This is a genomic window from Alteromonas sp. 5NS40-0096, from assembly GCF_057544385.1.
On record NZ_BAAJLQ010000003.1, the window covers coordinates 459,545 to 484,954 of the forward strand.

Consider the following 25,410-nt stretch of genomic DNA (forward strand, 5'->3'; position numbering starts at 1 on the left):
CACAAACAAAAGACTTAACGAACCGCAACGAAGTCGTTTGGTTGAATATTGGACAGTAAACTACCGTCCGCTGGCTCAAGAATCGCATTGTCTACATAGCTAGACACCACGATAACTGCTTCCGGGTGGATATTGTATTTCAAATGAGATTTGCCATAGGTGTCAGTGTATTCGCTGACTTGATAGAGCGAGAGTTTGTCGCCTACTTTTAGGCCGTTTGCTTGACCTATGGAGACGGTGAGTTGATTGTTTACTACATTCAAGACTCTGCCAGTCGCTGGCTGACATATGAGTGTCATATCCAAATCAGTGGCAATCTGTTTAAGTGTATCTTCTAGCTGAATGCCGTATTCACTGTTCCAGAACGACTGACTGAACACGTCAACTGAGGTGAACCTATCAAATTTCCAAGGTGCCGCAAAATGATAGTTTTGATTTAATAAAATTGCACCCGTGATGCCATCCAGAAGTTTAATGTCCATTTCAAAATAGCGCGTGGCCGTGGCACTTTTCCAAAATGCTAGTGAGCCAGGGCGCTGACGCTCAACGCTAATATCTTTAATTTGCCCTGACAAAACAAACTGGGTATGTTCTTGTCTCGCAAACTCTGGCGCCTGTTGGTCAATATTTGAGTCTGTCCAATTCGCAGTGTAATTGGCAACATGATCGATAATCGCTTGGTTAGGATCTGCCATCATAATCGTTTTCAATCGTTCTGGTATGGCATTACCCAAGTTGTGTATTCTCCCATCTGTAGCTTGATTTCTTTTGTTTATGGGGAAGTGAGTACTAACTATAGATTTGCTAAAATCTGCCGATGAGCAAGTTTGTTGCTGCGGAAGGATATTGGCTCTAATCATTACTGTGACAACATCGCCTGACCAAGTTTCAGAAACGAGTTCCAGTTGATTGACTTCGCCACTTGCCGTGATTTCAAGTTGTTCGCTCGACAGCAATCCATTCGTTAGCGTTTGGACGCTGTGTATCGATGCGCCAGCAAAAAGCATGGCGTGTTTGATGGCGTCTTTGGTGGCTGCGTTTAACGCATCCTGCTTGTTACCGTCAAATACAACAGCCTGACCTTTCGCTTCAAACCAGGCGGCAGAAGCTTGCCGTTCAGGAATACTGAACAGGAAAACAACGGCAATAAGTATGGTCTTTGCGGTTTGTATGATTAAGCTTGTTGTTTGCCAAAACCCATGCATAGCGCTAACTTCTCTCGAATATAAGTTGAATAACACTCGTCTTACGTTGTAGTGAACAGCAATTCGCATGCCGTATTTTTATCTGTAGACACTCAGGCATATTAGTTGCTTAGTAAAACGTAGAAATACAGAATTGGAACACCTGAGTAGGAAAAGTTAATGTTTAAAGCAATTCAACTATTGTGCCTGTCTGTTTTGCTCATGCTGACAACTGCGTGTGCCAACATGTTTGATAAATATGTAGAGTGGGAGGTAGTCGAGCCAGAATCCTACCCGCTACTTAATGCCGTGGGGTATGCGCCAATTGACAGCCAGATGGGTGGTAATCTCAGCGAAAAGACCTTGATGGCAATGAAAGCATCGAAGCTCGATGCTTATAAAGAACTAGCAGAACAAGTGTATGGCCAAAAAATTGATGGCAAAGATACGATTGCCAATATGGTAGTGAACAATTCACAATTGGAGTCTTCGGTACAAGGCGTGATACGGGGTGCTAGAGTTGTCAAAGCATACCCTGTTGGTGAAGATACCTATGCGACTGAGCTAGAGCTTGATATGAAGCGCGTGTATGAAATCTATTTGTCTACCGCAAAGCCTCGCAGAGTAAAGCAGGTTCGTTATTACTAGCATAGAGCGCTTTTCCAATAAGGGGCGTATATTGCAAGTCACTTGGCGTGTTCAGCGAGTGTGGTGCGGGTCAAACAGTACTAAGATCGCCGTATCTTATCTACACAAGTGAACCTGATATGTTACAACAACCTTCAAACAAGGTCGCGCTTGTCACTGGCGCGTCTTCCGGTATTGGCCGTGCTTTTTGTATCGAACATGCGCAACGTGGTGGTGATCTAGTTGTCGTTGCAAGAAACGTTGATGCACTTAAAGAGCTGGCAACTTTTCTGACGGATACCTATGAAATAGCAGTACGCGTCATTGACAAAGACCTTTCACTGCCTGGCGCGGCAAAAGAAATTTATCATGAGGTCCAAGCCACTGGTATCGATGTTGATATTCTCATCAACAATGCCGGATTTGGTGGCCACGGTTTTTTTCACGAACGAGACATCGAAAGTGATGCTGCGATGATTCAAGTCAACCTCGTTGCCCTGACGGAACTTACACATCTATTTATCCAAGACATGCATAAAAGACGACGGGGCAAAATACTCAATGTGTCATCTACTGCCTCATTTATGCCCGGGCCATTGCAAGCCGTTTACTACGCAACCAAGGCTTACGTTACGTCTTTTAGCCAAGCGATAGCGAAAGAGTTGGAAGGAACGGGTATTTCGGTGACTGCACTGTGCCCAGGCGCAGTTGACACAGGATTTGTCAAAGCGGGAAACCTCGAAGGCGTTGACCTGTTTAAGCATGCAAAAAGCCCCGCTTCAGTGGCCAAAATAGGCTATCAAGGAATGCTAGATAACAAGTTAGTTGTGATTAACGAGAGAAATTTGAGGTTTCTGATAAATTGGATTGTGCCACTATTGCCCAGACGTTTGGTGCTTTCAATGTCTAAGCGTGCAATGGAGAAAGTGGCTTAGGCGCTGATACCTTTGCCAAGCGTGCCGCCTTTCGTTTGACCGCTTTTGTCATAGGTCATCGACTCTTTGGCACGCGCTTCAGTCAGCATATTGCGTAAGTGGGCAATTTTGAGTTGACCTTGTTCCACGGCTTTTTGATTTACCGATGTGCGATATTTGCAGTCTTCGAGTAAAGACTGGATTTCGCTGATTTTGTGCTGAAGTGATTCTTCCGAACGCTCGGTTTCCGTCAAACTCTGATAAACCTCTGCTATGGCGCTGTCCATTTTTGCTATGGCTTCGAGGTTGTTTGATTTTTCTGCTAACAGCTGCATCAAGGCGTCGGCATCTCTGCCTGAAATGAGATGTAACTCTTGCTCAAGTAAACTTGACAAAGTCGTCAGGTTTTCAAGTTGGGAGTCAATCAGCGAATGAATATTTGCAGCCATTTTCAACCGATATACTACTTAGAACCAAATATTTCTGATTCAAGACGTGCAATTTTACGCGCAAGAGATTGAGGGTTAATCTCATACTCACCGCTTTGAATTGCCTTTTTGAGTCGGTCAACCTTCTCTTGATTGACGGGCGCCTCAGTGCCTTTCTTCTGAACTTGATTCAGTTGCTGAGCAGACTGAGTCAGGGATACTGAATCCTGCCTCGGTGCCGCAGCGGCCTGCTGTGTTTGCTGAGCATTTTGCGCAGTCGCTTGTTGTTGCGCCTGCTGCGTATTCGCCCTTGCGTTATCAATTGGCGCCTTTGGAGCACCATTAGTTACATTATTGATAGCCATGGTTTTGTCTCACTACCTTTTTCCACCTCACACAGGTTATCGGCGGAGTCTGGGAGATCTTTAATTAAACTTACGTCTAAATTCATACCTTTTTGAGAGCATATCACAGATTCACAATAACTTCTTGTGCACTAGCAACTTGCGCGATGATTGTCTTTCTAGAATTGGTATTCATCACCTGAATTGCATCACCAATGACACCATCTTGGCTCGCAATTCCCGACGTTTTTACTTGCATTCCTGTCATTTGCGCTTTGATCGTAACGCGATCGCCTTTACAGACGAAACACAACATGTTTGCTTGTACCGGTTGGCCTTCCCGTACTCGCTGCTTGATCCTAGCACCGATAAGTGTGTCCATGCTCGTGTAAGCCGTGTGTCTAAGTCGTTTAACATCGACTTCGGCTAAGGTTAAATTTTGTGCAGATAATACTGTGCCTGGGCTCAGTATGCCTGAGGTAACAACGATCGAGCGTGTACGCGTGACTCGAGTGCTGGCAAATAAATACCAATTTGTATCTGGGCAGCTCGCACGCACTGAAATGTAGGGTTGAGAAAGGCTTTCTTCCTCTGCATGCAAGTGGTAACCTCCCGTGCATGCAGGGATTTTTATCCGTTTGTCGATTGGTGAAACTACGACGTGGATTCGCTCGCTGTCAAACGATGGACTGATTAGTTGACTGAGATAACTTTCGATTGCTTGAGTCAGTTGAACGTGGTTTGATGGTTGCGGTTGAGTCGCTGAACTAGCAGAACTGAAACCCAATAAAAGTCCCATCATCAGTGTAATGAAGCTGCGAGTTTTGATTCGTTTAGAGTTTATTACGTTCATAATGACTTTTTCATGTTCAGTTTGCGTCAGATTGACTATGATTAAACAATGCTTATGCAATACCGATAACTTTTAACAGCTAAAGCGTCATAAAAATGACGTTTACGATCGCATTAAAGCGTTTTATTAGAACAACGCAATGTTCATGCCCAAATGAAAAAGAGGTGATGTATGTCAGGAATTCTCGACTCCGTTAACCAACGTACACAGTTGGTGGGGCAAAACAGGCTGGAGCTTTTGCTTTTCAGGCTGAATGGCCGCCAAAGATTCGGGATAAACGTGTTCAAAGTACGAGAAGTACTACAATGTCCTCCTCTGACTGCAATGCCAAAACTCAACGCCTTAGTGCGCGGTGTCGCTCATATTCGCGGGCAAACCATATCCGTTATCGACTTGAGCATGGCGACAGGCGGGAAACGTATTGAAGACCTATCGAGTGCGTTTATTGTCATCGCCGAGTACAACCGTTCAGTCCAAGGCTTTTTAGTTGGCGCGGTGGAACGCATCATTAATACGAACTGGGATGCCATCATGCCTCCACCACAAGGGACTGGCCGGGCAAGTTACTTGACGGCGGTGACTGAGGTAGAGAATGAATTGATCGAAATACTCGACGTAGAAAAGATTCTCAATGAAATTTCGCCATTGAATACTGATGTGAGCGAAGACGTTGCAGCCAATTTATCTACTGAAGGCAATGAGGACAAGATCATCTTTATCGCTGATGATTCCGCTGTTGCACGGAATCAGGTGAAAAAGGCGCTAACGACCTTAGGCCTAGAAATTGAAATGGCGAAAAACGGTCTAGAAGCGTTGAATCGATTGAAAGAGATTGCCGCTGAAACCGGTGATGTTACCGACAGAGTGGGTGTTATCGTATCGGATATCGAAATGCCTGAGATGGATGGCTACACCTTAACCGCTGAAATCAAAAATACGCCGGAGCTCGAACGATTACACGTAGTTTTACACACCTCTTTGAGCGGGGTTTTTAACCAAGCAATGGTTCAGAAAGTAGGTGCAGATGATTTTATTGCGAAGTTTCACCCGGACGAACTAGCCACTGCTGTGCAAAAATGGTTAGGTAACGATTGATAGACAACCGACAGAGCGTTTCATTGAAGAACAAAGAACTTTCAACGGACAGCTACGCTAAGTTCAGTCGTTTTCTAGAGCAGCAATGCGGTATTGTTTTGGGGCAAAACAAGCAATACCTCGTTCGTAGTCGACTGTCATCTTTACTCTATGACCAACCCTATGACAGTTTAGATGGGTTGGTCGAGCAGGCAATCTCAGGCCGTGACCGCCAACTTCTGCAAACCGTTGTCGATGCGATGACAACTAACGAAACACTGTGGTTTAGAGACAACTATCCATTTGAACTTCTAATTAAAGAGTTGTTGCCACAGGCGGCAGCGAAGAAAACTCGTCTGCGTATTTGGAGTGCGGCGTGTTCTTCGGGGCAAGAACCCTATTCGATTGCTATGTCTGCGCTTGAAGCACAGCGTTTGACGCCCTCTGTATCCCGGTTATCTGTAGATATTACCGCCACGGACCTATCGAATTCGATGCTCGATAAATGCCGAGAAGGGTGTTATGACGAATTGTCGTTGGCTCGAGGCCTTCCAGTAGACAGGCGAGAACGCTATTTTTCGCCTCATGCTAATGGCATGCTTCAGGTTAAACCCAATGTGAAACGCATGGTTCAATTTAAGAGTTTTAACCTGCTACACAGTTACGCTAGTTTGGGCCAGTTTGACATTGTGTTCTGTAGGAACGTTTTGATTTATTTCAGCCCGGAAGTAAAACAAAAGATACTGCAACAAATTGCCGCTTTACTTCCTCCTGGCGGCATTTTGTTCCTTGGCGCATCTGAATCTATCAGTGTCGCTGGGGATTTGTTCAATATGGTGAAATGCCACCCGGGCCTCTACTACCAGAAAAAATAACGCTTTGCGCGTATCCTGCGCGCTTTTTTCTCCTCAAAGTAAATACTTGGCATTTGAATTGCTACCTCTTCGATGAATGAGGAGCGCGTTATGGCAATTAATTTAGACCGACTAGTTGGTTTTCATCAGAAAGCATTGGATATCCGGAATGACCGGATGGAAGTCATTGCCGGTAATTTGGCAAATGCAAACACGCCAGGTTACAAAGCAAAAGACATCGACTTTCAACAGGCGATGAGTCAAGCCAAGCTACAACAAGGTCAAAGTTTAACGCGTACCAATGAAAAACATATTGCGGGCAGTGTGAAAGGCGGTTACGACATCGACTTTCGCGTTCCCACTCAACCAGATACGGGTGATGGTAATACAGTCGAAGTACAAAAAGAGCGAAATGCCTTTTTGGATAATGGTCTGCGTTATCAAGCCACACTTCAATTCCTCGACGGTAAGCTAAAAGGAATGAAGAAAGCAGTAAGTGGAGGAGGTCGCTAATGGGACTTTTTAATGTAATGTCCATATCCAGCACTGGTATGGAAGCGGAATCAGTCAGGCTGAATACGACAGCGAGTAATATTGCTAACGCTAACAGCGTCAGTAGCAGTTATGGCGACACTTACAAAGCTAGACACCCAGTTTTTGCCGCAGAGATGCAGCGTGCCACCGATGACCAGACTAAAGGGGTTGGGGTACAAGTATTGGGTGTGGTCGAAAGTAACAAGCCTTTACAAATCGAATACGCACCAGGCAACCCCATGGCGGATGAAAATGGCTACATTTATAAGCCGAACGTCAATGTGGTTGAAGAAATGGCGGACATGATGTCGGCATCAAAAGCCTACGAAACTAATGTACAGGTTGCGGATACCACCAAACGTTTGTTCCGACGAGTATTGCAGTTAGGGCAAGGCCAATAGGCTAGTTTGAGCGGACGAGGATAATATTGTGAATACGATAGATACGTTAGGGTTAAACAGTAATCTAAGGTGGCAAGAAGAGACGGTTCCTGTCGTCGATGGCTCCGAACAGAACTTAACCCAAGAAGATTTTTTTGCCTTGCTGACCGAACAGCTCGCTAACCAAGATCCCACCAAGCCGGTAGATAATGATCAAATGGTGTCGCAGATGACAGCATTTACTACCTCTGAAGGTATCTCTCAGCTGAATGAACAATTTGAATCATTCGCAACATCAATGACGTCTAATCAAGCGTTACAAGCGTCGGGCTTGATCGGTCAAGACGTATTGGTTAACGGTAACATTGGTTACATGGGAGCTGAAGGCGAAGGTTTCACTGGCGTAGTTGTCAATGAGCAGACCGTTCAGAACATGGAAATCACTATTCAAAATGGCTTGGGTGAAGTCATCCGAGTGATTGATGCCGGTACACAACCGGCAGGCAATATTGAATTTAGCTGGGACGGAACGGATTCACGCGGCAATCCTATGCCGGCCGGTGAATATGTAGTTTCAGTAACAGGAGAGGCAAACAATGAAGGCGTTGCCATTCCTACTGCAATCAATCGACACGTTTCCAGTGTCAGTCTAGCAGGCAGTAACCAAGGTATTATTTTGAATTTGGACGGTGACGTCAGTATCAACTTAGATGATGTTATCCAGATCGGCGGTTAAGTGGAGAATATAGAATATGTCTTTTAATATAGCTTTGAGCGGTGTATCCGCAGCACAACGAGACCTAGATGTTACCGCAAATAACATTGCAAACGTTAACACAGTAGGCTTTAAAGAATCTCGCGCCGAATTTGGTGATGTTTACGCTGCGTCTTTGTTATCGGGTGGCCGAACCAAAGTCGGTGACGGTGTTATTACACAAGAAGTCGCACAACAATTTTCGCAAGGTAGTCTGCAGTTTACAAACACTGCTCTTGACTTGGCTATTACAGGTACCGGCTTTTTCGCTACCGTGCCAGAAATCGAATCTCGAGACTTTAGCTTTACGCGAGCGGGTCAGTTCAAACTGGATTCGGATAACTTCGTAGTTAACAGTAACGGCGACAACTTGCTGGGTTTCCCAATCAACCCTGACGGCACAAGCTCCTCTGTTGCATTAAGTACAACTGTGCCTGTGCGTATCCCAGACTCTTCTGGTTCTCCGCAACAGACCAGTGAAGTCGATTTAAGAATGAACTTACCTGCCAGTGACACAGGTTTAGATCCTGCGGCATTCGATCCCGATGATCCATTGACATACAACGCTGCGACATCGGTGACGGTTTACGATTCACTCGGTGACAGCCACATTATGACCTACTACTTTGTTAAAGATAATGCGGTTGATAATGAATGGTATGTGGCGACGGCTGTCGATGATGTATTAGTTGATATTACAAACTCAGATGGTACTGATTCCGACCCGGCGACAGCAACCAATGCATTGGGTACCGCATCAGGTAACGCGGTCAGTGCTGCCAAACTCATCTTCTCTACAGGCGGGGATTTCCAAGCGATAGAGTCCGCCGATGGTACTGCTCAAGCTGACTTGAAACTGATGACCGAGGCGTTTGGCGCTGGTATTCTTGCCAATGGTGCTGATCCTTCGCAGCAAGTTACTGTCGATTTTAACTTATCACCTGGCAGTGCGACGCCAGTAGAACCTACGCAGTTTGCTTCTGCATTTGAAGTCACGTCTCTTGAGCAAGATGGTTTGCCAGTAGGACGACTTACCGGTATTGACATTGGTCCTGATGGATTGGTGAGAGCGACGTTCTCCAACGGTACTTCAGAGCCTGTTGTTCGAATCGCACTGGTTCGTTTTTCAAATGAACAGGGACTAACGCAACAAAGTAATACACAGTGGAAAGAGAGCATTCTCTCTGGTGAGGCGTTGGCGGGTGAGGGTACAACTGGTACCTTTGGTGAAATTAACTCATCTGCGCTGGAGCAAGCTAACGTTAACCTAACGACAGAGCTGATTGACTTAATTATCGCTCAGCGAAATTTCCAGGCTAACTCGAGAGCGTTGGAAGTTAACAACCAGCTTAACCAGACTATTCTGAATATCCGATAACGGACATCTTCACCCCGACAAAAAAGCCGCAATTGCGGCTTTTTTGCATTTTGGCACTAGCCTTGCAGCTACTCAGTATTATTGTGGTTTTTGTCAAAAGGTCGTCATGGATAAATTACTGTACATCGCGTCAAGTGGAGCGTCACAAGACTTACTGGCGACGGGCGTCCGCGCCAATAATTTGGCGAATGCACAAACCAACGGTTTCAAAGCGCAGCTTGAACAGGCAAGAGCAATGCCGGCATACGGCGAAGGTTTGCCGACTCGCGTGTTTGCGATGACAGAGAGTCCCACTAATAACTATGAAGGTGGGGCCATGATTCAAACTGATCGCGAGTTAGACGTCGCAATTCAAGGCGATGGTTGGTTTGCTGTTCAGGACAAGCAAGGTAATGAGGCTTACTCACGTGACGGCAGTTTTCAGCTCGGTCCTGATGGCATATTACAAGACATGGCCGGCAATATGGTGTTAGGTGATAACGGGCCTATTTTCCTACCTGTGCCCTTAGAAAATCTCAATATCGCTGGCGATGGCACTGTCTCTACACGTCCACAAGGCGCGCCACCGACCGTTCTCGAAGAGGTTGGCCGACTAAAGCTCGTCAATCCACCACCGCGAGACCTTCATAGAGGTGGAGATGGTTTATTTCGATTGATGAATGGCGAAACGGCAGATGCGAATGAAACGGTAAGAGTACGTACTGGGGTTGTGGAAGGCTCAAATGTCAATGCTGTGGATGAGATGGTTAGCATGATGAGTCTGCAACGACACTACGAGATACAAGTGAAATTAATGAAGCAAGCAGAAGAGCTCGATACCCGAGGCAATATGCTGCTGAGAATTCTGTAAGTTAAACAAGATTAGTTGCGGCGAACGCAACGGAGGTAGAAACATGCACCCGGCATTGTGGATTAGTAAAACTGGACTAGATGCGGCTCAGACTGACGTTGCAGTGGTTTCCAACAACCTTGCAAACGCCTCTACTGTTGGCTTCAAAAAAGACCGAGCGGTATTTGAAGACTTGCTTTATCAGAATATTAATCAACCTGGCGGGCGTTCATCTGCCGATACCGAATTGCCTTCCGGCCTGATGCTAGGTGCGGGGTCTAAAGTGGTCGCGACACAAAAGTCGCACACCCAAGGTAACTTGCTGACTACAGATAACGCGCTGGATATTTCGATTCAAGGCCGGGGTTATTTTGAGATTCTTCAGCCGGACGGCACGATTGCTTACACCCGTAATGGCCAGTTTACGCTGAATGACCAAGGCCAGATTGTAACGCCTGGCGCTGGCTTTTTATTACAGCCACAAATTGCTATCCCCGAAGATGCGCAGCAGATAACGATATCTCAAGACGGGCAAGTATCTGCCACTGTTCGAGGTCAGCCAGATGGCCAAATTCTTGGTCAGCTCAACGTATCTGATTTTATTAACCCAACGGGGTTACAGCCGATTGGCCAAAACCTCTTTTTAGAAACTGCCGTCAGTGGTGCACCTATTCAAGGTATTCCGGGACTGCAAGGATTGGGGACGTTGGCACAAGGTACCCTTGAAACCTCCAATGTAAACGTGACAGAGGAATTGGTAAACCTGATTGAAAGTCAGCGTTTGTATGAGATGAACTCTAAGGTTATCTCTTCTGTTGACCAGATGTTGGGTCAAGTCATTCAACAACTTTAATAGGTGAATTTGTGAGAACCTTTGGACCCTTATTGATTGCGTTGCTGTTGTCGGGTTGCATGTCGACAAGTGAACCACCGGTACAGGCCGATGATCCTTCTTTTGCACCGGTAATACCAGAGATACCGCGAGAAAAATTGGTACAAGACGGTTCTCTATTTCGCCCGTACATGGCCAATAGTCTCTACTCTGATATTACGGCTAGGCGAGTCGGTGACATCATTACCGTGATGCTGAGTGAGAACACCAATGCGACAAAGGTTGCTCGAACACTAACCACTCGCGAAACTGAGATGACAGTGGAACCTATAACGGGGTTAGGGGGTGGCAATGCGACAGTCAATGGACAGTCCATTCAGCTCGGCATTGATTCAACCAATGAATTTACAGGTGATGCCCAGGCCAATCAGAGCAACAGTCTACAAGGTAATATCTCTGTCACTGTTGTTGAAGTGCTACCCAACCAAAACCTTGTGATTCGCGGTGAAAAGTGGTTAACCCTAAATCAGGGTGATGAATATATCCGCCTTACTGGCATTATCCGCCCGGCAGACATTAGCCCTCAAAACGAGGTGCAATCGACAAAAATTGCCAATGCCCGAATTCAATACAGCGGAACAGGGAGTTTCGCCCGAGCGCAAGAGAAAGGGTGGTTAACGAAATTTTTCTCTTCCAGTCTGTGGCCTTTTTAGAGAGACGGTAATATGCGTATTCGATTCGTACTTTGTTTGATTTTCTCGGTGTTCGCTAGCCAAACTGTGATGGCACAGCGCATCAAAGATGTCGCCAGTATTCAAGGTGTGAGATCTAACCAGTTGATCGGTTATGGTCTGGTTGTTGGTTTGCCTGGTACAGGTGAGCAAAGTCCGTTTACTGAACAAAGTTTTAGAACGATGTTGGGTAATTTTGGTATCCAATTGGCGGCTAACGCTAGACCCAATATTTCCAATGTCGCTGCGGTTGCCGTACACGCAGATTTACCGGCCTTTGCTAAGCCAGGCCAGACTATTGATATCACAGTATCGTCTATCGGTGAGGCCGAGAGCCTACAGGGCGGTACCCTACTTCAAACTTTCTTAAAAGGCGTAGACGGCAATGTTTATGCTGTGGCGCAGGGGAGTCTAGTCGTCAGTGGTTTTGGCGCTGAAGGTGGAGATGGCTCAAGAATTGTCATCAACACGCCAACGGTCGGTCGAATTGCCAACGGTGCCGTTGTTGAACGGGAGGTATTGAGTGGCTTTGGTATGGGCGATTCGCTTACCCTTAACCTTCATTACCCTGACTTTTCTACAGCGAAAGCACTGGCCGACACGATCAATATGCGGTTGGGAGCACAGCCTGAGCAAGGGTATGTGATCGCGAAACCGCTAGATGCGACATCCGTAAAAGTGTCTGCTCCTCGTGATGTGAGTCAGCGAGTTGGGTTTTTAGCGACTTTGGAAAACTTCGAGTTCACACCCGCCAAAGCGCCAGCGCGCGTCGTGATTAACAGCCGTACTGGTACCATTGTCATCGGGCAGGATGTCCGTTTGTTACCAGCCGCAATCACTCACGGCGGCCTGACAGTAACAATTGCGGAAAACCAGCAAGTATCTCAGCCCAACGCGTTGGCCGATGGCGAAACTGTCGTTACTACGCGTTCAATCGTCGATGTCAATTTGGCGGATAGTCGCATGTTCACGTTTGACCCCGGTGTCACGCTTGATCAGCTAGTGCGAGCAGTCAATGAAGTTGGCGCGGCGCCAGGCGACTTAATGGCAATCCTTGAAGCGTTGCGCCAAGCAGGCGCGCTGCAAGGCGAGCTAGTGGTGATCTAATGATAGACGGCAGCGCAAAACATCAAGTAGAAATGGCGCGCAATGTCCATGATATGGGCAGCGTTAATAAACTTAGAGAAGCCGTGAATAACGGTGACGAAGGCGCCCTGAAAGAAGCTGCGCAGCAGTTCGAAGCCATTTTCGTTCAAATGATGTTGAAATCGATGCGCAAAGCACAAGATGCCCTTGCCGATAAAGATAGTCCTTTTAACAGTCAACAAGTGCAATTCTATCGCGACATGCACGATCAGCAATTAGCCAATGACCTAGCCAGTGGCGGTGGTATGGGACTCGCTGATTTAATTGTGCAGCAAATGAGCCCAGGGAAAGACGGTTTTACGCCGGGTAGTGTTGTGCGTAACGACGGCAATCTTGATAGTTTGACGACGCGAATCAGCCGAACCGACGGACAAACTGTTTCTGAGTCACAGGTCAAAGCAGATAAGCCTGCCTTTAAAGCCCCCGGTTTTGACGATGCCAAATCGTTTGTTGAAACCTTGTATCCACACGCACAAAAAGCGGCTCAAGCGCTGGGTCTTGATCCAAAAGCACTTATTGCTCAAGCGGCGGTGGAAACTGGGTGGGGACAATTTGTCATTCATCAAGGCAATGGTGATAGCTCCTTTAATTTATTTGGGATCAAAGCGAACGCAAATTGGCAAGGGAAGCAGGCCGTTGTTGATACTTTAGAATTTACAAATGGCACGGCGAAACCGCAGAAAGCTGCCTTTAGAGCTTACGATACTCTTGAGCAGGGCCTCACCGACTACGTCGACTTTATTCAGTCGCAGCACAGGTACAAGGATGCTGTCGGTAACGCTCAAGACAGCGAATCTTATTTTAATGCACTACAAGAAGCAGGGTACGCGACAGATCCTAAATACAGTGAAAAGATCTTGTCGGTGCTAAAAAGCGCGACGCTGGCGGAGTTTAGGCCATGATTAGAAATGTAGATTTGTTCACGATTGCCTCTGCGGGTGTTAACGCGAGTAACAGCTTACTCCAAACTACAAGTAACAATATTGCTAATGTCAACACGGAAGGCTATGTCCGCGAGCGCACTACCTTGCAAGACGGTTTAGTTGGCGGAGTGGGTAATGTCACGACTGAGCGAGTGATTAACGTTTTTGCACAAAATCAGCTTCGCCGAGATATTACCCGTGTTGGAGAGCTGGAATCGTTTCAAGAAAAAACGGCTGCTATCGACGATATATTAGCGAATGAAGCAAACTCTCTTGCCACTGCATTAAGTGACTTTTTTAGTGCGCTACAAACAGCCGCAGATGACCCGACTAACCTAGCGTCAAGAGATGTAGTGCTTGCTCGCGGTGAATCATTTTTACGTCGCACGGACGTACTTGCCGACTATTTGAATGATCGAGAGCAAGAGCTCAACCTTGAATTCACCAGTGAAGTGAACCGAGCGAATACTTTGATTCAACGCATTGGTGATTTGAACCAATCCATATTGTCGAGTGCTGGTGGTAATCCTGATAACGCCCCCAGTGCGTTGTACAATGAGAGAGATCAGCTGATCAATGAGCTTGCTGATATCGTGGCCATCGACGTGAGAGATAGTAGCAACGGCAATGGTACTGTTCTTGTCAACCTTACCTCGGGAGAATCTCTGGTCTTGGATGATGGTTCGTTTAACGTCATTGAACTGGCGGGCACGACCGATCTTACTTTCAAAGAATTACAGCTATCAACGGATTTTGATGGCGCTAAAAACAATACTGCTATCAACCTGACTGAGAATGAGCTCGGCGGTACTTTAGGTGGCTTGTTTCGTTACCGAGATGAAGTGTTAGGCGCAGCACAGCGCGATATCGGACAATTGACCGTAACGTTTGCAGATGCGCTAAATACGCAAAACGCATTAGGGATGGACATGGATCTGCAGTTAGGCGGTGACATCTTTGATATTCCTGAGTTTGAGGGGCTTACTTTCGATGGTACCTCAACAGCGTTAGATGCCACAGGACGGATTGAAGCCGGCGATGGCATTACCTTCACGGATGCTGATATTAAAGTGACGGTAACTGCGGTGACTGGCGGACTACCAACAGAAGTATCGGTAGAGTTTCTCAATGGTGACGGTAGCCCAAAAGTCGATGAAACCGGATCGGCTGTGTCTTTCACGGGTATTACTGTTGGTACCGGGTTTAATAGTATCCCTGGCGGTATTGAAGTCGATTTCCAAAGTGCGAGCGGCTATGCCGTTGGCAACGAGTTCTTGTTTCGTCCCGCTAAAGAGCTGGCGACCGAGATTACGCTTGCAACAAATCGAGGCGAAGACTTGGCGTTTGCAGCGCCAATTCGCGTCCAGCCAAATCTCGATAACCTCGGCGATGCGCAAGTGACTGGTATCACGGTAACTAACACCACAGTAGATGCGGCATTGGGTGCAGAAGCTTCTGCTTTCGACGGTGCTGGCGGTATTCACGATGTAGCAGGTTCACCCGACGCCACTGTCGGTGCACCTGCTCAAATATTGTTTACCTCAGCATCGAGCTATCAAGTTTTAGATGATGCTGGAAATACCATTGCAAATGTCACCGGTGTTACCGATTACAACAACTTACTGGCTCAAGCCGAGACCTCAGGAGCCGGCCCCGCTTGGCCTGCTAGCTTCGCTGCACTAGATGATTATCCGGGGTATGATCTCAGTATTGAGGGGGCTCCTGTTGCGGGTGACGTGTTTGATATTTCGTACAATACCAACGGGATCAATGACAATAGTAATTTGTTGCAGATGAGTGATCTACAGCAAGACGGTCTCGTCCAACTCAGTACGAACAGCAATTCACAACCGAGAACATTTCACGAGTCATACTCTTCATTGGTAGGGAGAATCGGAGAGCAAGCGTCAAGTGCAGAGATATCTTTGGATGCGGCCAACGCGATGTTAGAACAGTCTAATACGTGGTTTGAGTCTACATCCGGCGTTAACTTAGACGAAGAAGCGGCAAACTTGATTCGTTACCAGCAATCATACGCGGCCGCAGCGCGAATACTGACAACTGCCCAAGAGTTGTTCAACACCATTTTAAGTTCAGTTAGGTAAGCACCATGCGAGTTTCAACTAGTCAGCTTTACGACCGCGGCATACAAGCGATTCTCGATGGCCAGAGAGGGCTGGCTGATACTCAACAGCAGCTTGCATCAGGTAAAAAAATCAATCGGCCAAGTGATGACCCCGTGGGTACCTCTCAACTGGTTAGAATCAACGAAGATCTCGATAAAATAGACCAATATCGACGAAATAATGATCTTTTAACCAGCTCTTTAGAAGAACAAGAAGCCATATTACGTAATATTACCGACTCAGTGAATCGAGCGAGAGTGTTAACCATACAAGGCGGTTCAGGATTGCTCAATGATGAGGACCGAAGGGCTATTGCGACGGAAATTGAGCAGATTCGCAATGAAGTCTTCGATTTGATGAATTCACAGAATGCGGGTGGAGACTACATCTTTGGTGGTCATCAATCCCAAATTCAGCCATTTGCATACAATCCCGGTGCAGCTGGCAATGCTTTTACTTATCAAGGGGACAGCGGCACTAATGATATCAAATTGTCAGACAGTGTTACTGTTCGTGGCACGTCTTCTGGGTTTAACGTCTTTGAAAATGTTGAGGCGAGATTAAACTTCTCGGTAACTGGTTCTACGGGTTTGACTATTGATGATGCGTTACTGACGCAACAAGGCACGTTTAATACCTTTCATGAAGCGAATTACGATGGCGTAACGGCGGCGAACAACGACTACAGAATTACGATCACGGCGGCCAATCAAGTGGAAGTAAGAAATGTCGGTACTGGGGCTCTTGTCGATACCTTGGCCTTTTCTTCTGGAGAGCCATTTAACTTCAGAGGAATCGATTTTACGCTGACTGGTGGAGTAGGCGATACTGCCGATTTTTCGTTAGACCAGCCAGAAAAGAAAAATTTAGCGCAAACATTGGATGACTTATTCAGGGCCTTGTCGGATTCTTCCATTTCTGATGGCGACTATCGCGAGGCTTTAGCCGATGCCTTGGTTGGCATCGATAATGGTTTAACCAGTATGCAACTTGAGACATCGTCCATTGGTGGTCGTTTAAATGTTGCGGAATCGATTGAAGCAACCAATTTAGATTTGGAGATCGCCAACAAAAGTGCCCGTTCTGCGATTGAAGATGTCGATTACGCTGCTGCTTCAGCTGAATTTGCCAAGCAAGAAACCGCTTTGAGTGCTGCGCTAGCGACTTTTCCTCAAGTTACTAACTTGAGTTTGTTCAACTTCATCTAAAACCATAGTGCCTTTGCACTCATCTTTGATTGCAAGGGCGACTTCAACATTGCAATTAACCTGCTGTTGCCAGTTCGTTTTTAAGCGAATCTAAGCCTGAAATTTGGGCCAGATACACTCTAGATTGTTGATCAATATGGCTCGAGTAGTAAGACATTTTCAATATGTCACCTTCAACAACTAATCCCGGGTAGCTCGTATCGCCGCCACTGGGTAAAGTCAGTTGTTTAGTTAGGGTTTTGGTTTTCAGCGATAGTGACCAAATTGCCGTGGTCAGTGTCTTTTTACCGTCCCAATCACGACCCGCAACCAGCATATGTTCTTCAGACAAGCTGGCCCAAACAGGCCCACCGATATAGCACCCCAAATCAAACCACTGCCACTGTGTGTAGGGCGCTTTCGCGCAGCCAAGTTGGGCGCTATAGCTGTCTGCATCGCGCCGGACAATCGCCCACATCACTTTATTTTGGCCAAGGTACAGGTCAGATTCGTTAGGATAGCCCAACTGATGCTTAGCTTTGCTTAAAATCCCTTCTTTGACGCGCTCAAGGTGACCTCCAATTGCCCCTGAATACAAATCGACTCTATCTTTCGGCCGACTATAAGCCAGGCCCCAGGCCCTACCTTTGAAGTTTCTGAGCCGCCAAAGCCACCAATGTCTTGGCCCAAATTTCGTTAACGAAGACCATGACTGACCAGTGCTCGTAAACCAACCAAACATTTTTTGACCAATAGCTTGTGTTGCTGATGTTGTAGGCTTAGCGTAAGCGTATAGCCTCAGCTTACCTCCATCCTCTGGATAAAATTTCGGATCCCGCAAATCCCAGCCAGGAAATGACAAGCGCTGTTTGAAACTTTCTCCCTTTTGGTTGATGGCTACGATGACAACAATGCCATCTCCACTCACATGGTTGTGCGCTTCTCTGTAGCAACATAGTGTCAGTCCAAATTGTTCGTATAAGTCGGTAAACGCACAGTGATTTGAACCGGAGGACACGCGCTGGATCGATTTAATTTTCAAGGTGGACATAGTCACTAATCATAATGGATTCAACTGTTTAAGGATGACACAAGAGGCAGTTTTTTGCCATGAGACGGCAAAAAAATGATTTTTCTTCTAAAGGGATTTGCCACCCTGTCGATAAGAATACCGAGAGAGCCAGTACATCAATTACCCCTCCGGTATTGATGACTACTATATAGTGTAAACGCCGGAAATCCGGCAGCCAGCGTATGCTGGACTGAGAGTGTAGGAGTAACCTATGGGTTTATTCGTCAATACCAATGTGTCTGCATTGAACGCCCAACGCCAGTTGTTTGATGTTGGTAATTCACTGAGCACATCTTTCGAACGTCTTTCTTCAGGCTTCCGTATCAACAGCGCTGCTGATGATGCTGCGGGTTTGCAGATTTCAGACAGAACAACTTCGCAAATTCAAGGTCTTAATCAGGCTGTACGTAACGCAAATGATGCAATTTCTCTTGCTCAAACTGCTGAAGGTGCGCTTAACGAGACAACAAATGCATTGCAGCGTATCCGTCAATTGGCTGTACAGTCACAAAACGGTATCAACTCTTCCGCAGACCGTGTAGCACTTCAAGCTGAAGTTACACAGTTGTTGAACGAACTATCCAGAATCGCGTCAGATACACAATTCGGTGGACTGAACATTCTATCTGGTGGTTTCTCATCGGCCTTTTTGGTTGGCGCTAATGCCGGTCAAACTATCAGCATCAACTTGTCAACGTCTAACGGCGCAAGTTTTGGTGCCTCTGGTCTTGGTGTTGGAACGGTGAGTGTCGAAACAACTGGTGGTGCATCAGCTGCATTGGCTGCAGTTGACGCGGCGATTTCATCAATTGGTGGAACACGAGCGGAATTAGGTGCTCTTCAGAACCGTTTCCAATCTACGATTCGTAACTTGAGCAACATCTCAGAAAACGTGTCTGCTGCACGTTCACGTATTCGTGATACAGATTTTGCAGCAACGACTGCTGAACTGACTCGTAACCAGATCATTCAGCAGGCAAGTACTACAGTATTGTCTCAGGCGAATCAGCGTCCTCAGGCTGCACTTCAGCTACTTGGATAAGAACGATGACCAAATTGGGGAATGAAGCCGGGAGGTAGTGACCTGTTCTGCACCCAGGTAAATTAAAATATATTTTAAATTTGCCAAAAAAATGCGCCGAATCTGATTCGGCGCATCCCTTAAATAACTGATATTTATATAAAAAAATTATTTAGCAAAAAAGGCTAAAGGTTTTCTCCTGCCCGTACGATAACTAATACAAAGGCACTGCAAACAATAATAAAAACGCAGGCCATTGCTGAAACACACAAAACAATAATAAAAGTGTTAAAGCAACCCAAGTTCTAATAATAAAAACAAAAACTTGGAAGTATAAAAATCGTTAGGAGATTACAAAATGAGCTTATTCGTTAGCACGAATGTGTCGTCGCTGAATGCTCAGCGGCAACTATTTACCTCAAATATACAATTAGATACCGCTTTTGAACGATTATCTTCCGGTTTTCGTATCAACAGCGCGAAAGATGATGCGGCTGGCCTACAAATTTCAGACCGAATCACATCTCAAATTAAAGGTCTTGATCAAGCGGTGAGAAATGCCAATGACGGTATATCGCTCGCGCAGGTTGCCGAAGGGGCAATGCAGGAGATCACGACAGCCTTGCAACGCATTCGCGTTTTGGCGATTCAAGCGCAAAATGGCATTAATACATCTGCAGACAGAACCGCACTTCAAAAAGAAGTGCAAGCGCTGAAAGATGAAGTTAGCCGAATTGCTGCAACGTCCCAGTTTGCTGGCGGCGATATTCTTACAGGTACTTTTTCGACGGCATTTTTGGTCGGTGCGCAAGCGGGTCAATTTATCAGTTTCAACTTGTCACGACCTGGCGGCTACGGCTTTTCTGGTCTAACCGGTGGTTCGTTCGTGTCAGTGTCAACGGCAGCCGAAGCTTCAGCTGCATTACCGCTTGTCGACACCGCGATTTCGATTATCAACGCGAAACGCGCAGATTTAGGTGCGATTCAAAATCGCTTCCAATCGACGATTCGAAACTTAACCAATATTTCTGAAAATGCATCTGCCGCTCGTTCGCGAATTCGCGATACCGACTATGCCACTGAAACCGCAGAGTTGACTCGTTGGCAGATCATTCAACAAGCAAGCACAACGGTATTGGGACAGGCTAATCAGCGCCCACAAGCCGCACTGCAATTGTTGCAATAATGAGAGTTAAAACGCTGTATTAATGCGGGGGCAGACTGCAGCGAAAGAGAGTAGATAAAGGGTCGGTTTGCAATATGTGGGGGCAGACTGCAACCGACCTGAGAGTAGATTAGGTTTAAAACTAACGTGCTAAGCACGCTAAACCTGCACTGTGGCGATGCTGCTGCCGTGTGGATGCTGAAATGCCGACTGACAGGAATGAAGCCAGGAGGTAGTGAGAGGTATGAGGTCTGAACGTCATACCTGTCTGTCAGCAAGAGACTGGTAAAACCAAGTCTCAGTTTAGCAAGTGCTTTACTTGGCATATTGCCTTGCAAAGCGTCAGTGTATCGACACTAACGCATATCTTAATGCATAGCTTGTGCCAACACGTTGAAAATTTTTTTACTGCGCCGACAAAACAATAAAAAGTGGCGTTATTTCAACTGTTAGGAGAGTAACATGGGCTTATTTGTTAATACTAATGTGTCGGCGTTGAATGCCCAGCGCCAACTATTCACTTCTGGTAACAACTTAGATACTGCTTTTGAAAGACTGTCGTCAGGTTTTCGCATCAACAGTGCAGCAGATGACGCCGCCGGGTTGCAGATATCGGATCGTATGACATCGCAGGTAACAGGCTTAAACCAGGCTGTGCGAAACGCCAATGATGGCATTTCTCTGGCACAGACAGCGGAAGGTGCGCTTCAAGAAACCACGACGGCGTTACAGCGAATTCGTGTGCTGGCAATTCAGTCGCAAAACGGTATCAATAGTTCTTCAGACCGCGCTGCACTTCAAAAAGAAATTCAAGCCTTGCAAGCAGAAATTTCGCGAGTCGCTACAACGACACAATTTGCCGGGGTTGGAATATTGAGTGGTTCATACTCCGCCGCGTTTCTCGTTGGTGCGAATGCGGGTCAAACGATTTCAGTTAACCTTTCATCAACAAACTTTGTTGGGTTTAACGGTTTTAGTGCGACTGGGTTAGGTGTTGCTGGTGGCACGGTAGAAACTGCAGCTGGCGCATCTAGTTTGCTTAGTGCCGTTGATTCGGCGATATCTGCAATTGGTGGTGTAAGGGCTGACTTAGGTGCGATTCAGAATCGATTCCAGTCGACAATAAGAAACCTCAGTAACATATCTGAGAACGTTTCGGCGGCAAGGTCTCGCATCAAAGACACAGATTTTGCCACTGAAACGGCAGAGCTTACCCGCTGGCAGATTATTCAGCAGGCGAGTACAACAGTGTTGTCGCAGGCGAATCAGCGACCACAAGCGGCATTGAGTCTACTTCAGTAATGAATTAATAGAGGGTAGGAATTGAGAGGCCAACCCTAAGCCAAGGAAGGCGGCCGTAAGGCCACCCATTGAATAAAGCGCCGACTAACAGGACTGAGAGTGTAGAAGTTTAGGTTGAGAGGCCAGTATTTTTCTACTATCCTGCCAGTCGACAGAAACCAAATTTTGAGAATTTGCTCCATCTCCTAACGTGAGCAAGTTGGTCGGGTCTTCGTGACCCGGCCTTTTTTATTTTTATTCCGAATCACCCGCCAAGCAAGTAAATTTTATTAAGCACCTATCGTGCCAAAGTTTCCTGTCAATAATTCGACGGACCTAGTTTTGTCCACTTGGGTATCGCACTTTTATCATTAGGCGACCCCTATTGACCGTCAAATACCATGGAAATGGCTGCACTAAAGGTGTAAAACCAATCCGATTTTACGCGTGTGCAGGGTGTAAGGACCCAATAGCGTTGGCGTGGATAAACATTACTAATTCTGACTTACAACATTTTTGTCGTTCTGAATGACTAATGCTAATGGACTACGCAGAGAAATGTAAATCTCAGCATATCAAACTCATCACAGTTTTAAATTCTTCCCTATAGTGTGCTTAAACGCTTTCCGCAGACCCCATTAGTGCGCCTAAAACCTCTCATCAATATGTGAAAACTATCAAGAAACAGCAGTGGGTTTAATATTTTTTGAATTTTTTTGGTTTAAATAATTTAATTATTTCAATCACTTAAAAATTAATTGAGTTTTTTTGAAAAAAACGCTAAAGATTGTCAAGTCTGGGCCGATACCTATTGTTGAGGGGTAATGTAAGTTACTGATCGGTGGGGCCACGTTAGCTCTGCCATATTGAGGTGACCAGTCAGGAGTAGTGACCTAGCTGGTTGAGAACATAAGGACTTGAGTATAGCAAAAATGCTGCTCAAATCCCAGGAGGTAGAATATGGGTCTTTTCGTAAATACTAACGTGTCCGCCCTAAATGCGCAGCGTCAGCTTGCTGATGTTGGTAGTAACCTAAGTACGTCTTTCGAGCGTTTGTCTTCAGGTTTCCGTATTAACAGTGCAGCTGATGATGCCGCGGGCCTTCAAATTTCAAACCGTCTAACTTCTCAGGTGGAAGGTTTGAACCAAGCTGTACGTAACGCCAACGATGCGATTTCTTTGACGCAAACTGCTGAAGGTGCGTTAGATGAAGTAACCAACAGCTTGCAGCGTATTCGTACATTGGCAATTCAATCACAGAACGGTATCAACAGTTCTGCAGATAGAACAGCACTTCAACAAGAAGTTACAGCGCTTGTAAATGAAATCTCTCGTGTTGCAACTGATACTCAGTTTGCCGGCGTAGACATTCTAACTGGCGGTTTCTCTGCTGCATTTCTAGTTGGTGCAAACGCAGGTCAAACTATCAGTGTAAACCTTTCCACGTCTAACGGTGCAAGTTTCGGTGCATCGGGCTTAGGCGTTGGTTCAGTTGATATCTCTACTGTTGGTGGAGCGTCTGCTGCTTTAGCAAGTATTGATAGCGCGATTTCTTCAATCGGTGCGACACGAGCTGAGCTGGGTGCGCTTCAAAACCGCTTCCAGTCAACCATCAGAAACTTGTCTAATATCTCTGAAAACGTATCGGGTGCACGTTCGCGAGTTCGTGACACAGACTTCGCAACTGAAACTGCTGAGTTAACACGTAATCAGATTATCCAACAGGCATCTGTATCGGTTTTAAGTCAGGCTAACCAGCGTCCTCAAACAGCGTTATCGCTGCTAGGATAAGCTATACTACAACCTGATAAAGCGTAAACGGGTGCCTTACTTTGTGAGGGCCCGTTTTGCCGTTTTGTAATAGGGGAGGTTAATTGTGGAAATATCAAATACACAAATTGGCCAGAATTTTGCTGGTACAAATTTAGCAACGGACTCACAGCCATTGCCAGTGGCTGATACGCCGAGGCAATCTGAGCAGCAAAATGATGTAATTAACACTCAAGTACGGCAACAAAATGCCGATAACCAGAGTAGTGAGAGGCAAGATCGGGACATTGAACTTGCCGTGCAAGAAGTGCAATCATTCCTTCAGGTTCAAAATAGGAATTTGGACTTTTCATTTGATGAGAATTCGAATCGGTCGGTCGTTACGGTAAAAGATTCGTCATCAGGTGATGTGATTAGGCAAATTCCGTCGGATGAAGTGCTGCGTTTAGCTGAACGAATTCAAGATCTTCAGCAGGATATCGGTAGCAGTGTAGGAGTGTTTGTTAACCGGCAAGTATAGTAATGAGGTAGCCCATGAGTATTCAATCATTAGGTGTAGGTTCGGGCCTAGCGCTTGATGACCTTGTATCACAGTTGATACAAGCTGAGCGTGAGCCGGAAGACAACCGTCTAAACGCGAGAGAAGAAAGTGCGGATGCCGAAATTTCTGCGCTGGGTACACTGACGTCAAAATTGGAAGAATTCGAGGAAGCCCTCGATGACCTCAGAAGCGACAACGACCTCAATGGACGTGAGCCCACCGTTACTAACCCATCCGAAGACACAGAAGTACTCACCGCTGAGGCATCAAACAGCGCGCTAGAAGGCACGTATGATATCGCCGTAAGCCAATTGGCCAGCGGTAGTCGAATCGAAACTAATAACACAGACGCGGGGACACTTCCCGGTTTTGCAGCTTCAACCGATTCTATTTTATCTTCTGGTAGCGGGAGTCTAACGTTTAAAGTCGGGACGACCAGCGATACTTTCACCGTTAACGTCAGTGCAGGTATGACGCTTGCAGAGTTGCGCGAGGCGATTAATAGCAATGAAAATAACTTTGGCGTCAATGCTAACCTTATCGAAACCGGAACCACTTCAGGTGGTGTTAAATTAGTTATCACGTCAGATGTCACTGGGTCGGGTAACGACCTTTCAATCGTCAATGACAATGATTTAGCTGATCTTCAACGTATCGCGACAACAGATTCAACAGAGACATCGACGTTCCTGTCTCCAGTACTGAGTGCTGCCAATGCAATTGCGACGGTAGATGGTATTGAGGTGCAAAGTAGCTCGAATGAATTCAACAATACCATCCAAAACGTATCATTCACCGCTGAGACAATTTCTCCGCTCGATACAGATGGTGTCACTCGCCAAACAACGCGGTTACAAATTGGCAACGACAGAGAAGGCCTGGATGAAAAAATCCGTGCCTTCGTGGAAAACTACAACGGTCTTATTGATGAATTAGACCGCTTAAGTCGGTTTGGTGAGTCAGAACTAGAAGACGATGGTGCCCTTGCAGGAGATGCCTTGGTTCGCTCTATTCGCAGTGGATTAGCATCTATCGTTGGTGACAGTGTGAATACCTCAGCCGTTGGTAGCTTGTTCCAAATCGGTGTAGAGCTTAACTCTGATGGAAAACTTGAAATTGGCAGCACAGATTTTGGATTGGGCACCGGTGAAAGCCGTTTAGATGATGCGCTCGATGACAATTTTGATGGTGTCGCTGAACTATTTACGAATAGTACCAATGGTATTGCCGTTAGACTTTATGATTTCGTCGACCAATACACACAGTCTCGAGGGCTGCTAGATTTGCGGGAACAGGCTGCAGAGGACGAAAAAGACGAGATTGCTAATGCACGAGAATCCCTAGAGCTTAGAATCTTTAGTTACGAGTCTTTGCTCAGAGAAAGATATACAAATTTAGACTTAACCGTTGCTCGTCTGAGTCAGACAGGTGCCGCTCTGCTAGCGTCATTGGGCGGATAATA

26 protein-coding genes are annotated in these 25,410 nt (G+C 46.2%); 21 read left to right on the top strand and 5 right to left on the bottom strand.

All coding sequences use genetic code 11. The features are described from left to right. Window positions 1–14: 14 nt before the first annotated feature. A complete protein-coding gene (locus tag AC27G9_RS11970; protein WP_487074463.1) occupies window positions 15–1,241 on the bottom strand; it encodes a flagellar assembly protein T N-terminal domain-containing protein in 1,227 nt (408 codons plus the stop codon). Window positions 1,242–1,364: 123 nt separating this feature from the next. On the opposite strand from AC27G9_RS11970, the gene AC27G9_RS11975 reads away from it, so the two are divergent. Together AC27G9_RS11975 and AC27G9_RS11980 are read left to right on the top strand one after the other, a co-directional pair. Further along, a complete protein-coding gene (locus tag AC27G9_RS11975; RefSeq protein ID WP_487074465.1) occupies window positions 1,365–1,832 on the top strand; it encodes an LPP20 family lipoprotein in 468 nt (155 codons plus the stop codon). Window positions 1,833–1,951: 119 nt separating this feature from the next. Further along, window positions 1,952–2,746 (top strand): SDR family NAD(P)-dependent oxidoreductase, encoded by a 795-nt coding sequence (locus AC27G9_RS11980; protein WP_487074467.1) that lies wholly within the window; start codon window positions 1,952–1,954, stop codon window positions 2,744–2,746. On the opposite strand, the gene AC27G9_RS11985 is transcribed toward AC27G9_RS11980, so the two are convergent. The 3 genes from AC27G9_RS11985 to flgA all read right to left on the bottom strand — a co-directional run bounded on the left by AC27G9_RS11985 (window position 2,743) and on the right by flgA (window position 4,350). Further along, entirely contained in the window at window positions 2,743–3,174 is a 432-nt protein-coding gene (locus tag AC27G9_RS11985) for a flagella synthesis protein FlgN (RefSeq protein WP_487074469.1), read from the bottom strand. The two genes, AC27G9_RS11980 and AC27G9_RS11985, sit on opposite strands and share 4 nt — an antisense overlap. 14 nt (window positions 3,175–3,188) lie before the next feature. Continuing rightward, window positions 3,189–3,518 carry a flagellar biosynthesis anti-sigma factor FlgM gene (gene flgM, locus AC27G9_RS11990; RefSeq protein ID WP_487074471.1) on the bottom strand — a complete coding sequence of 110 codons (330 nt, stop codon included), beginning with the start codon at window positions 3,516–3,518 and terminating at the stop codon, window positions 3,189–3,191. A 103-nt stretch (window positions 3,519–3,621) separates the two neighbouring features. Continuing rightward, on the bottom strand, window positions 3,622–4,350 hold the full coding sequence (gene flgA / locus AC27G9_RS11995; protein ID WP_487074473.1) for a flagellar basal body P-ring formation chaperone FlgA: 729 nt from the start codon (window positions 4,348–4,350) through the stop codon (window positions 3,622–3,624). Between the two features lie 171 nt (window positions 4,351–4,521). On the opposite strand from flgA, the gene AC27G9_RS12000 reads away from it, so the two are divergent. From AC27G9_RS12000 to flgL, 13 genes are all read left to right on the top strand, one after another. Next, entirely contained in the window at window positions 4,522–5,445 is a 924-nt protein-coding gene (locus tag AC27G9_RS12000; RefSeq protein WP_487074475.1) for a chemotaxis protein CheV, read from the top strand. Window positions 5,446–5,468: 23 nt separating this feature from the next. Next, on the top strand, window positions 5,469–6,299 hold the full coding sequence (locus tag AC27G9_RS12005; protein WP_487074477.1) for a CheR family methyltransferase: 831 nt from the start codon (window positions 5,469–5,471) through the stop codon (window positions 6,297–6,299). 90 nt (window positions 6,300–6,389) lie between these two features. Beyond that, window positions 6,390–6,791, top strand: coding sequence for a flagellar basal body rod protein FlgB (gene flgB / locus AC27G9_RS12010; RefSeq protein ID WP_487074479.1), 402 nt, complete (start codon window positions 6,390–6,392; stop codon window positions 6,789–6,791). Next, on the top strand, window positions 6,791–7,213 hold the full coding sequence (flgC, locus tag AC27G9_RS12015; protein WP_487074481.1) for a flagellar basal body rod protein FlgC: 423 nt from the start codon (window positions 6,791–6,793) through the stop codon (window positions 7,211–7,213). Before flgB ends, flgC begins: the two co-directional genes overlap by 1 nt. Before the next feature lie 28 nt (window positions 7,214–7,241). Continuing rightward, window positions 7,242–7,928 carry a flagellar hook assembly protein FlgD gene (locus tag AC27G9_RS12020; RefSeq protein ID WP_487074483.1) on the top strand — a complete coding sequence of 229 codons (687 nt, stop codon included), beginning with the start codon at window positions 7,242–7,244 and terminating at the stop codon, window positions 7,926–7,928. A gap of 16 nt (window positions 7,929–7,944) precedes the next feature. Further along, window positions 7,945–9,324: a flagellar hook protein FlgE gene (flgE, locus tag AC27G9_RS12025; protein WP_487074485.1), complete on the top strand. Its 1,380-nt coding sequence runs from the start codon at window positions 7,945–7,947 to the stop codon at window positions 9,322–9,324. 106 nt (window positions 9,325–9,430) lie between these two features. Further along, window positions 9,431–10,174, top strand: a complete 744-nt coding sequence (locus AC27G9_RS12030) for a flagellar basal body rod protein FlgF (RefSeq protein ID WP_487074487.1) — start codon at window positions 9,431–9,433, stop codon at window positions 10,172–10,174. Window positions 10,175–10,217: 43 nt separating this feature from the next. Then, complete coding sequence (flgG, locus tag AC27G9_RS12035; RefSeq protein WP_487074489.1) at window positions 10,218–11,006, top strand: flagellar basal-body rod protein FlgG; 789 nt, start codon at window positions 10,218–10,220, stop codon at window positions 11,004–11,006. 11 nt (window positions 11,007–11,017) lie between these two features. Then, entirely contained in the window at window positions 11,018–11,698 is a 681-nt protein-coding gene (gene flgH, locus AC27G9_RS12040) for a flagellar basal body L-ring protein FlgH (RefSeq protein WP_487074491.1), read from the top strand. 12 nt (window positions 11,699–11,710) lie between these two features. Further along, entirely contained in the window at window positions 11,711–12,823 is a 1,113-nt protein-coding gene (locus AC27G9_RS12045) for a flagellar basal body P-ring protein FlgI (RefSeq protein WP_487074493.1), read from the top strand. Continuing rightward, window positions 12,823–13,764, top strand: coding sequence for a flagellar assembly peptidoglycan hydrolase FlgJ (gene flgJ, locus AC27G9_RS12050; RefSeq protein WP_487074495.1), 942 nt, complete (start codon window positions 12,823–12,825; stop codon window positions 13,762–13,764). Before AC27G9_RS12045 ends, flgJ begins: the two co-directional genes overlap by 1 nt. Continuing rightward, window positions 13,761–15,890, top strand: a complete 2,130-nt coding sequence (locus tag AC27G9_RS12055; protein ID WP_487074497.1) for a FlgK family flagellar hook-associated protein — start codon at window positions 13,761–13,763, stop codon at window positions 15,888–15,890. The genes flgJ and AC27G9_RS12055 overlap by 4 nt, the downstream gene beginning before the upstream one ends. A 5-nt stretch (window positions 15,891–15,895) precedes the next feature. Further along, window positions 15,896–17,119 (top strand): flagellar hook-associated protein FlgL, encoded by a 1,224-nt coding sequence (gene flgL, locus AC27G9_RS12060; protein WP_487074499.1) that lies wholly within the window; start codon window positions 15,896–15,898, stop codon window positions 17,117–17,119. A gap of 55 nt (window positions 17,120–17,174) precedes the next feature. On the opposite strand, the gene AC27G9_RS12065 is transcribed toward flgL, so the two are convergent. Then, the gene (locus AC27G9_RS12065) at window positions 17,175–18,149 is read right to left on the bottom strand and encodes a hypothetical protein (protein ID WP_487074501.1); all 975 of its coding nucleotides are present in this window, start codon (window positions 18,147–18,149) and stop codon (window positions 17,175–17,177) included. Window positions 18,150–18,381: 232 nt separating this feature from the next. On the opposite strand from AC27G9_RS12065, the gene AC27G9_RS12070 reads away from it, so the two are divergent. From AC27G9_RS12070 to fliD, 6 genes are all read left to right on the top strand, one after another. Next, complete coding sequence (locus tag AC27G9_RS12070; protein WP_487074503.1) at window positions 18,382–19,212, top strand: flagellin N-terminal helical domain-containing protein; 831 nt, start codon at window positions 18,382–18,384, stop codon at window positions 19,210–19,212. A 337-nt stretch (window positions 19,213–19,549) separates the two neighbouring features. Beyond that, window positions 19,550–20,377 (top strand): flagellin N-terminal helical domain-containing protein, encoded by an 828-nt coding sequence (locus AC27G9_RS12075; RefSeq protein WP_487074505.1) that lies wholly within the window; start codon window positions 19,550–19,552, stop codon window positions 20,375–20,377. A gap of 441 nt (window positions 20,378–20,818) precedes the next feature. Beyond that, window positions 20,819–21,658, top strand: coding sequence for a flagellin N-terminal helical domain-containing protein (locus AC27G9_RS12080; RefSeq protein ID WP_487074507.1), 840 nt, complete (start codon window positions 20,819–20,821; stop codon window positions 21,656–21,658). A gap of 939 nt (window positions 21,659–22,597) precedes the next feature. Continuing rightward, on the top strand, window positions 22,598–23,428 hold the full coding sequence (locus tag AC27G9_RS12085) for a flagellin N-terminal helical domain-containing protein (RefSeq protein WP_487074509.1): 831 nt from the start codon (window positions 22,598–22,600) through the stop codon (window positions 23,426–23,428). 85 nt (window positions 23,429–23,513) lie between these two features. Continuing rightward, the gene (locus AC27G9_RS12090; protein WP_487074511.1) at window positions 23,514–23,927 is read left to right on the top strand and encodes a flagellar protein FlaG; all 414 of its coding nucleotides are present in this window, start codon (window positions 23,514–23,516) and stop codon (window positions 23,925–23,927) included. A gap of 14 nt (window positions 23,928–23,941) precedes the next feature. Continuing rightward, window positions 23,942–25,408 (top strand): flagellar filament capping protein FliD, encoded by a 1,467-nt coding sequence (fliD, locus tag AC27G9_RS12095; protein WP_487074513.1) that lies wholly within the window; start codon window positions 23,942–23,944, stop codon window positions 25,406–25,408. Window positions 25,409–25,410 lie beyond the last annotated feature (2 nt).

Bases quoted from the DNA above. Each gene is read 5' to 3' on its own strand.
- flgB (WP_487074479.1), top strand. From the start codon at position 6,390: ATGGCAATTAATTTAGACCGACTAGTTGGTTTTCATCAGAAAGCATTG.
- flgE (WP_487074485.1), top strand. From the start codon at position 7,945: ATGTCTTTTAATATAGCTTTGAGCGGTGTATCCGCAGCACAACGAGAC.
- AC27G9_RS11975 (WP_487074465.1), top strand. From the start codon at position 1,365: ATGTTTAAAGCAATTCAACTATTGTGCCTGTCTGTTTTGCTCATGCTG.
- AC27G9_RS12070 (WP_487074503.1), top strand. From the start codon at position 18,382: ATGGGTTTATTCGTCAATACCAATGTGTCTGCATTGAACGCCCAACGC.
- AC27G9_RS12055 (WP_487074497.1), top strand. From the start codon at position 13,761: ATGATTAGAAATGTAGATTTGTTCACGATTGCCTCTGCGGGTGTTAAC.
- flgM (WP_487074471.1), bottom strand. From the start codon at position 3,518: ATGGCTATCAATAATGTAACTAATGGTGCTCCAAAGGCGCCAATTGAT.
- flgJ (WP_487074495.1), top strand. From the start codon at position 12,823: ATGATAGACGGCAGCGCAAAACATCAAGTAGAAATGGCGCGCAATGTC.
- AC27G9_RS12065 (WP_487074501.1), bottom strand. From the start codon at position 18,149: ATGTCCACCTTGAAAATTAAATCGATCCAGCGCGTGTCCTCCGGTTCA.
- AC27G9_RS12085 (WP_487074509.1), top strand. From the start codon at position 22,598: ATGGGTCTTTTCGTAAATACTAACGTGTCCGCCCTAAATGCGCAGCGT.
- flgL (WP_487074499.1), top strand. From the start codon at position 15,896: ATGCGAGTTTCAACTAGTCAGCTTTACGACCGCGGCATACAAGCGATT.
- AC27G9_RS11980 (WP_487074467.1), top strand. From the start codon at position 1,952: ATGTTACAACAACCTTCAAACAAGGTCGCGCTTGTCACTGGCGCGTCT.
- AC27G9_RS11985 (WP_487074469.1), bottom strand. From the start codon at position 3,174: ATGGCTGCAAATATTCATTCGCTGATTGACTCCCAACTTGAAAACCTG.
- AC27G9_RS12075 (WP_487074505.1), top strand. From the start codon at position 19,550: ATGAGCTTATTCGTTAGCACGAATGTGTCGTCGCTGAATGCTCAGCGG.
- flgC (WP_487074481.1), top strand. From the start codon at position 6,791: ATGGGACTTTTTAATGTAATGTCCATATCCAGCACTGGTATGGAAGCG.
- AC27G9_RS12045 (WP_487074493.1), top strand. From the start codon at position 11,711: ATGCGTATTCGATTCGTACTTTGTTTGATTTTCTCGGTGTTCGCTAGC.
- flgG (WP_487074489.1), top strand. From the start codon at position 10,218: ATGCACCCGGCATTGTGGATTAGTAAAACTGGACTAGATGCGGCTCAG.
- AC27G9_RS12000 (WP_487074475.1), top strand. From the start codon at position 4,522: ATGTCAGGAATTCTCGACTCCGTTAACCAACGTACACAGTTGGTGGGG.
- flgA (WP_487074473.1), bottom strand. From the start codon at position 4,350: ATGAACGTAATAAACTCTAAACGAATCAAAACTCGCAGCTTCATTACA.
- AC27G9_RS12030 (WP_487074487.1), top strand. From the start codon at position 9,431: ATGGATAAATTACTGTACATCGCGTCAAGTGGAGCGTCACAAGACTTA.
- fliD (WP_487074513.1), top strand. From the start codon at position 23,942: ATGAGTATTCAATCATTAGGTGTAGGTTCGGGCCTAGCGCTTGATGAC.
- AC27G9_RS12080 (WP_487074507.1), top strand. From the start codon at position 20,819: ATGGGCTTATTTGTTAATACTAATGTGTCGGCGTTGAATGCCCAGCGC.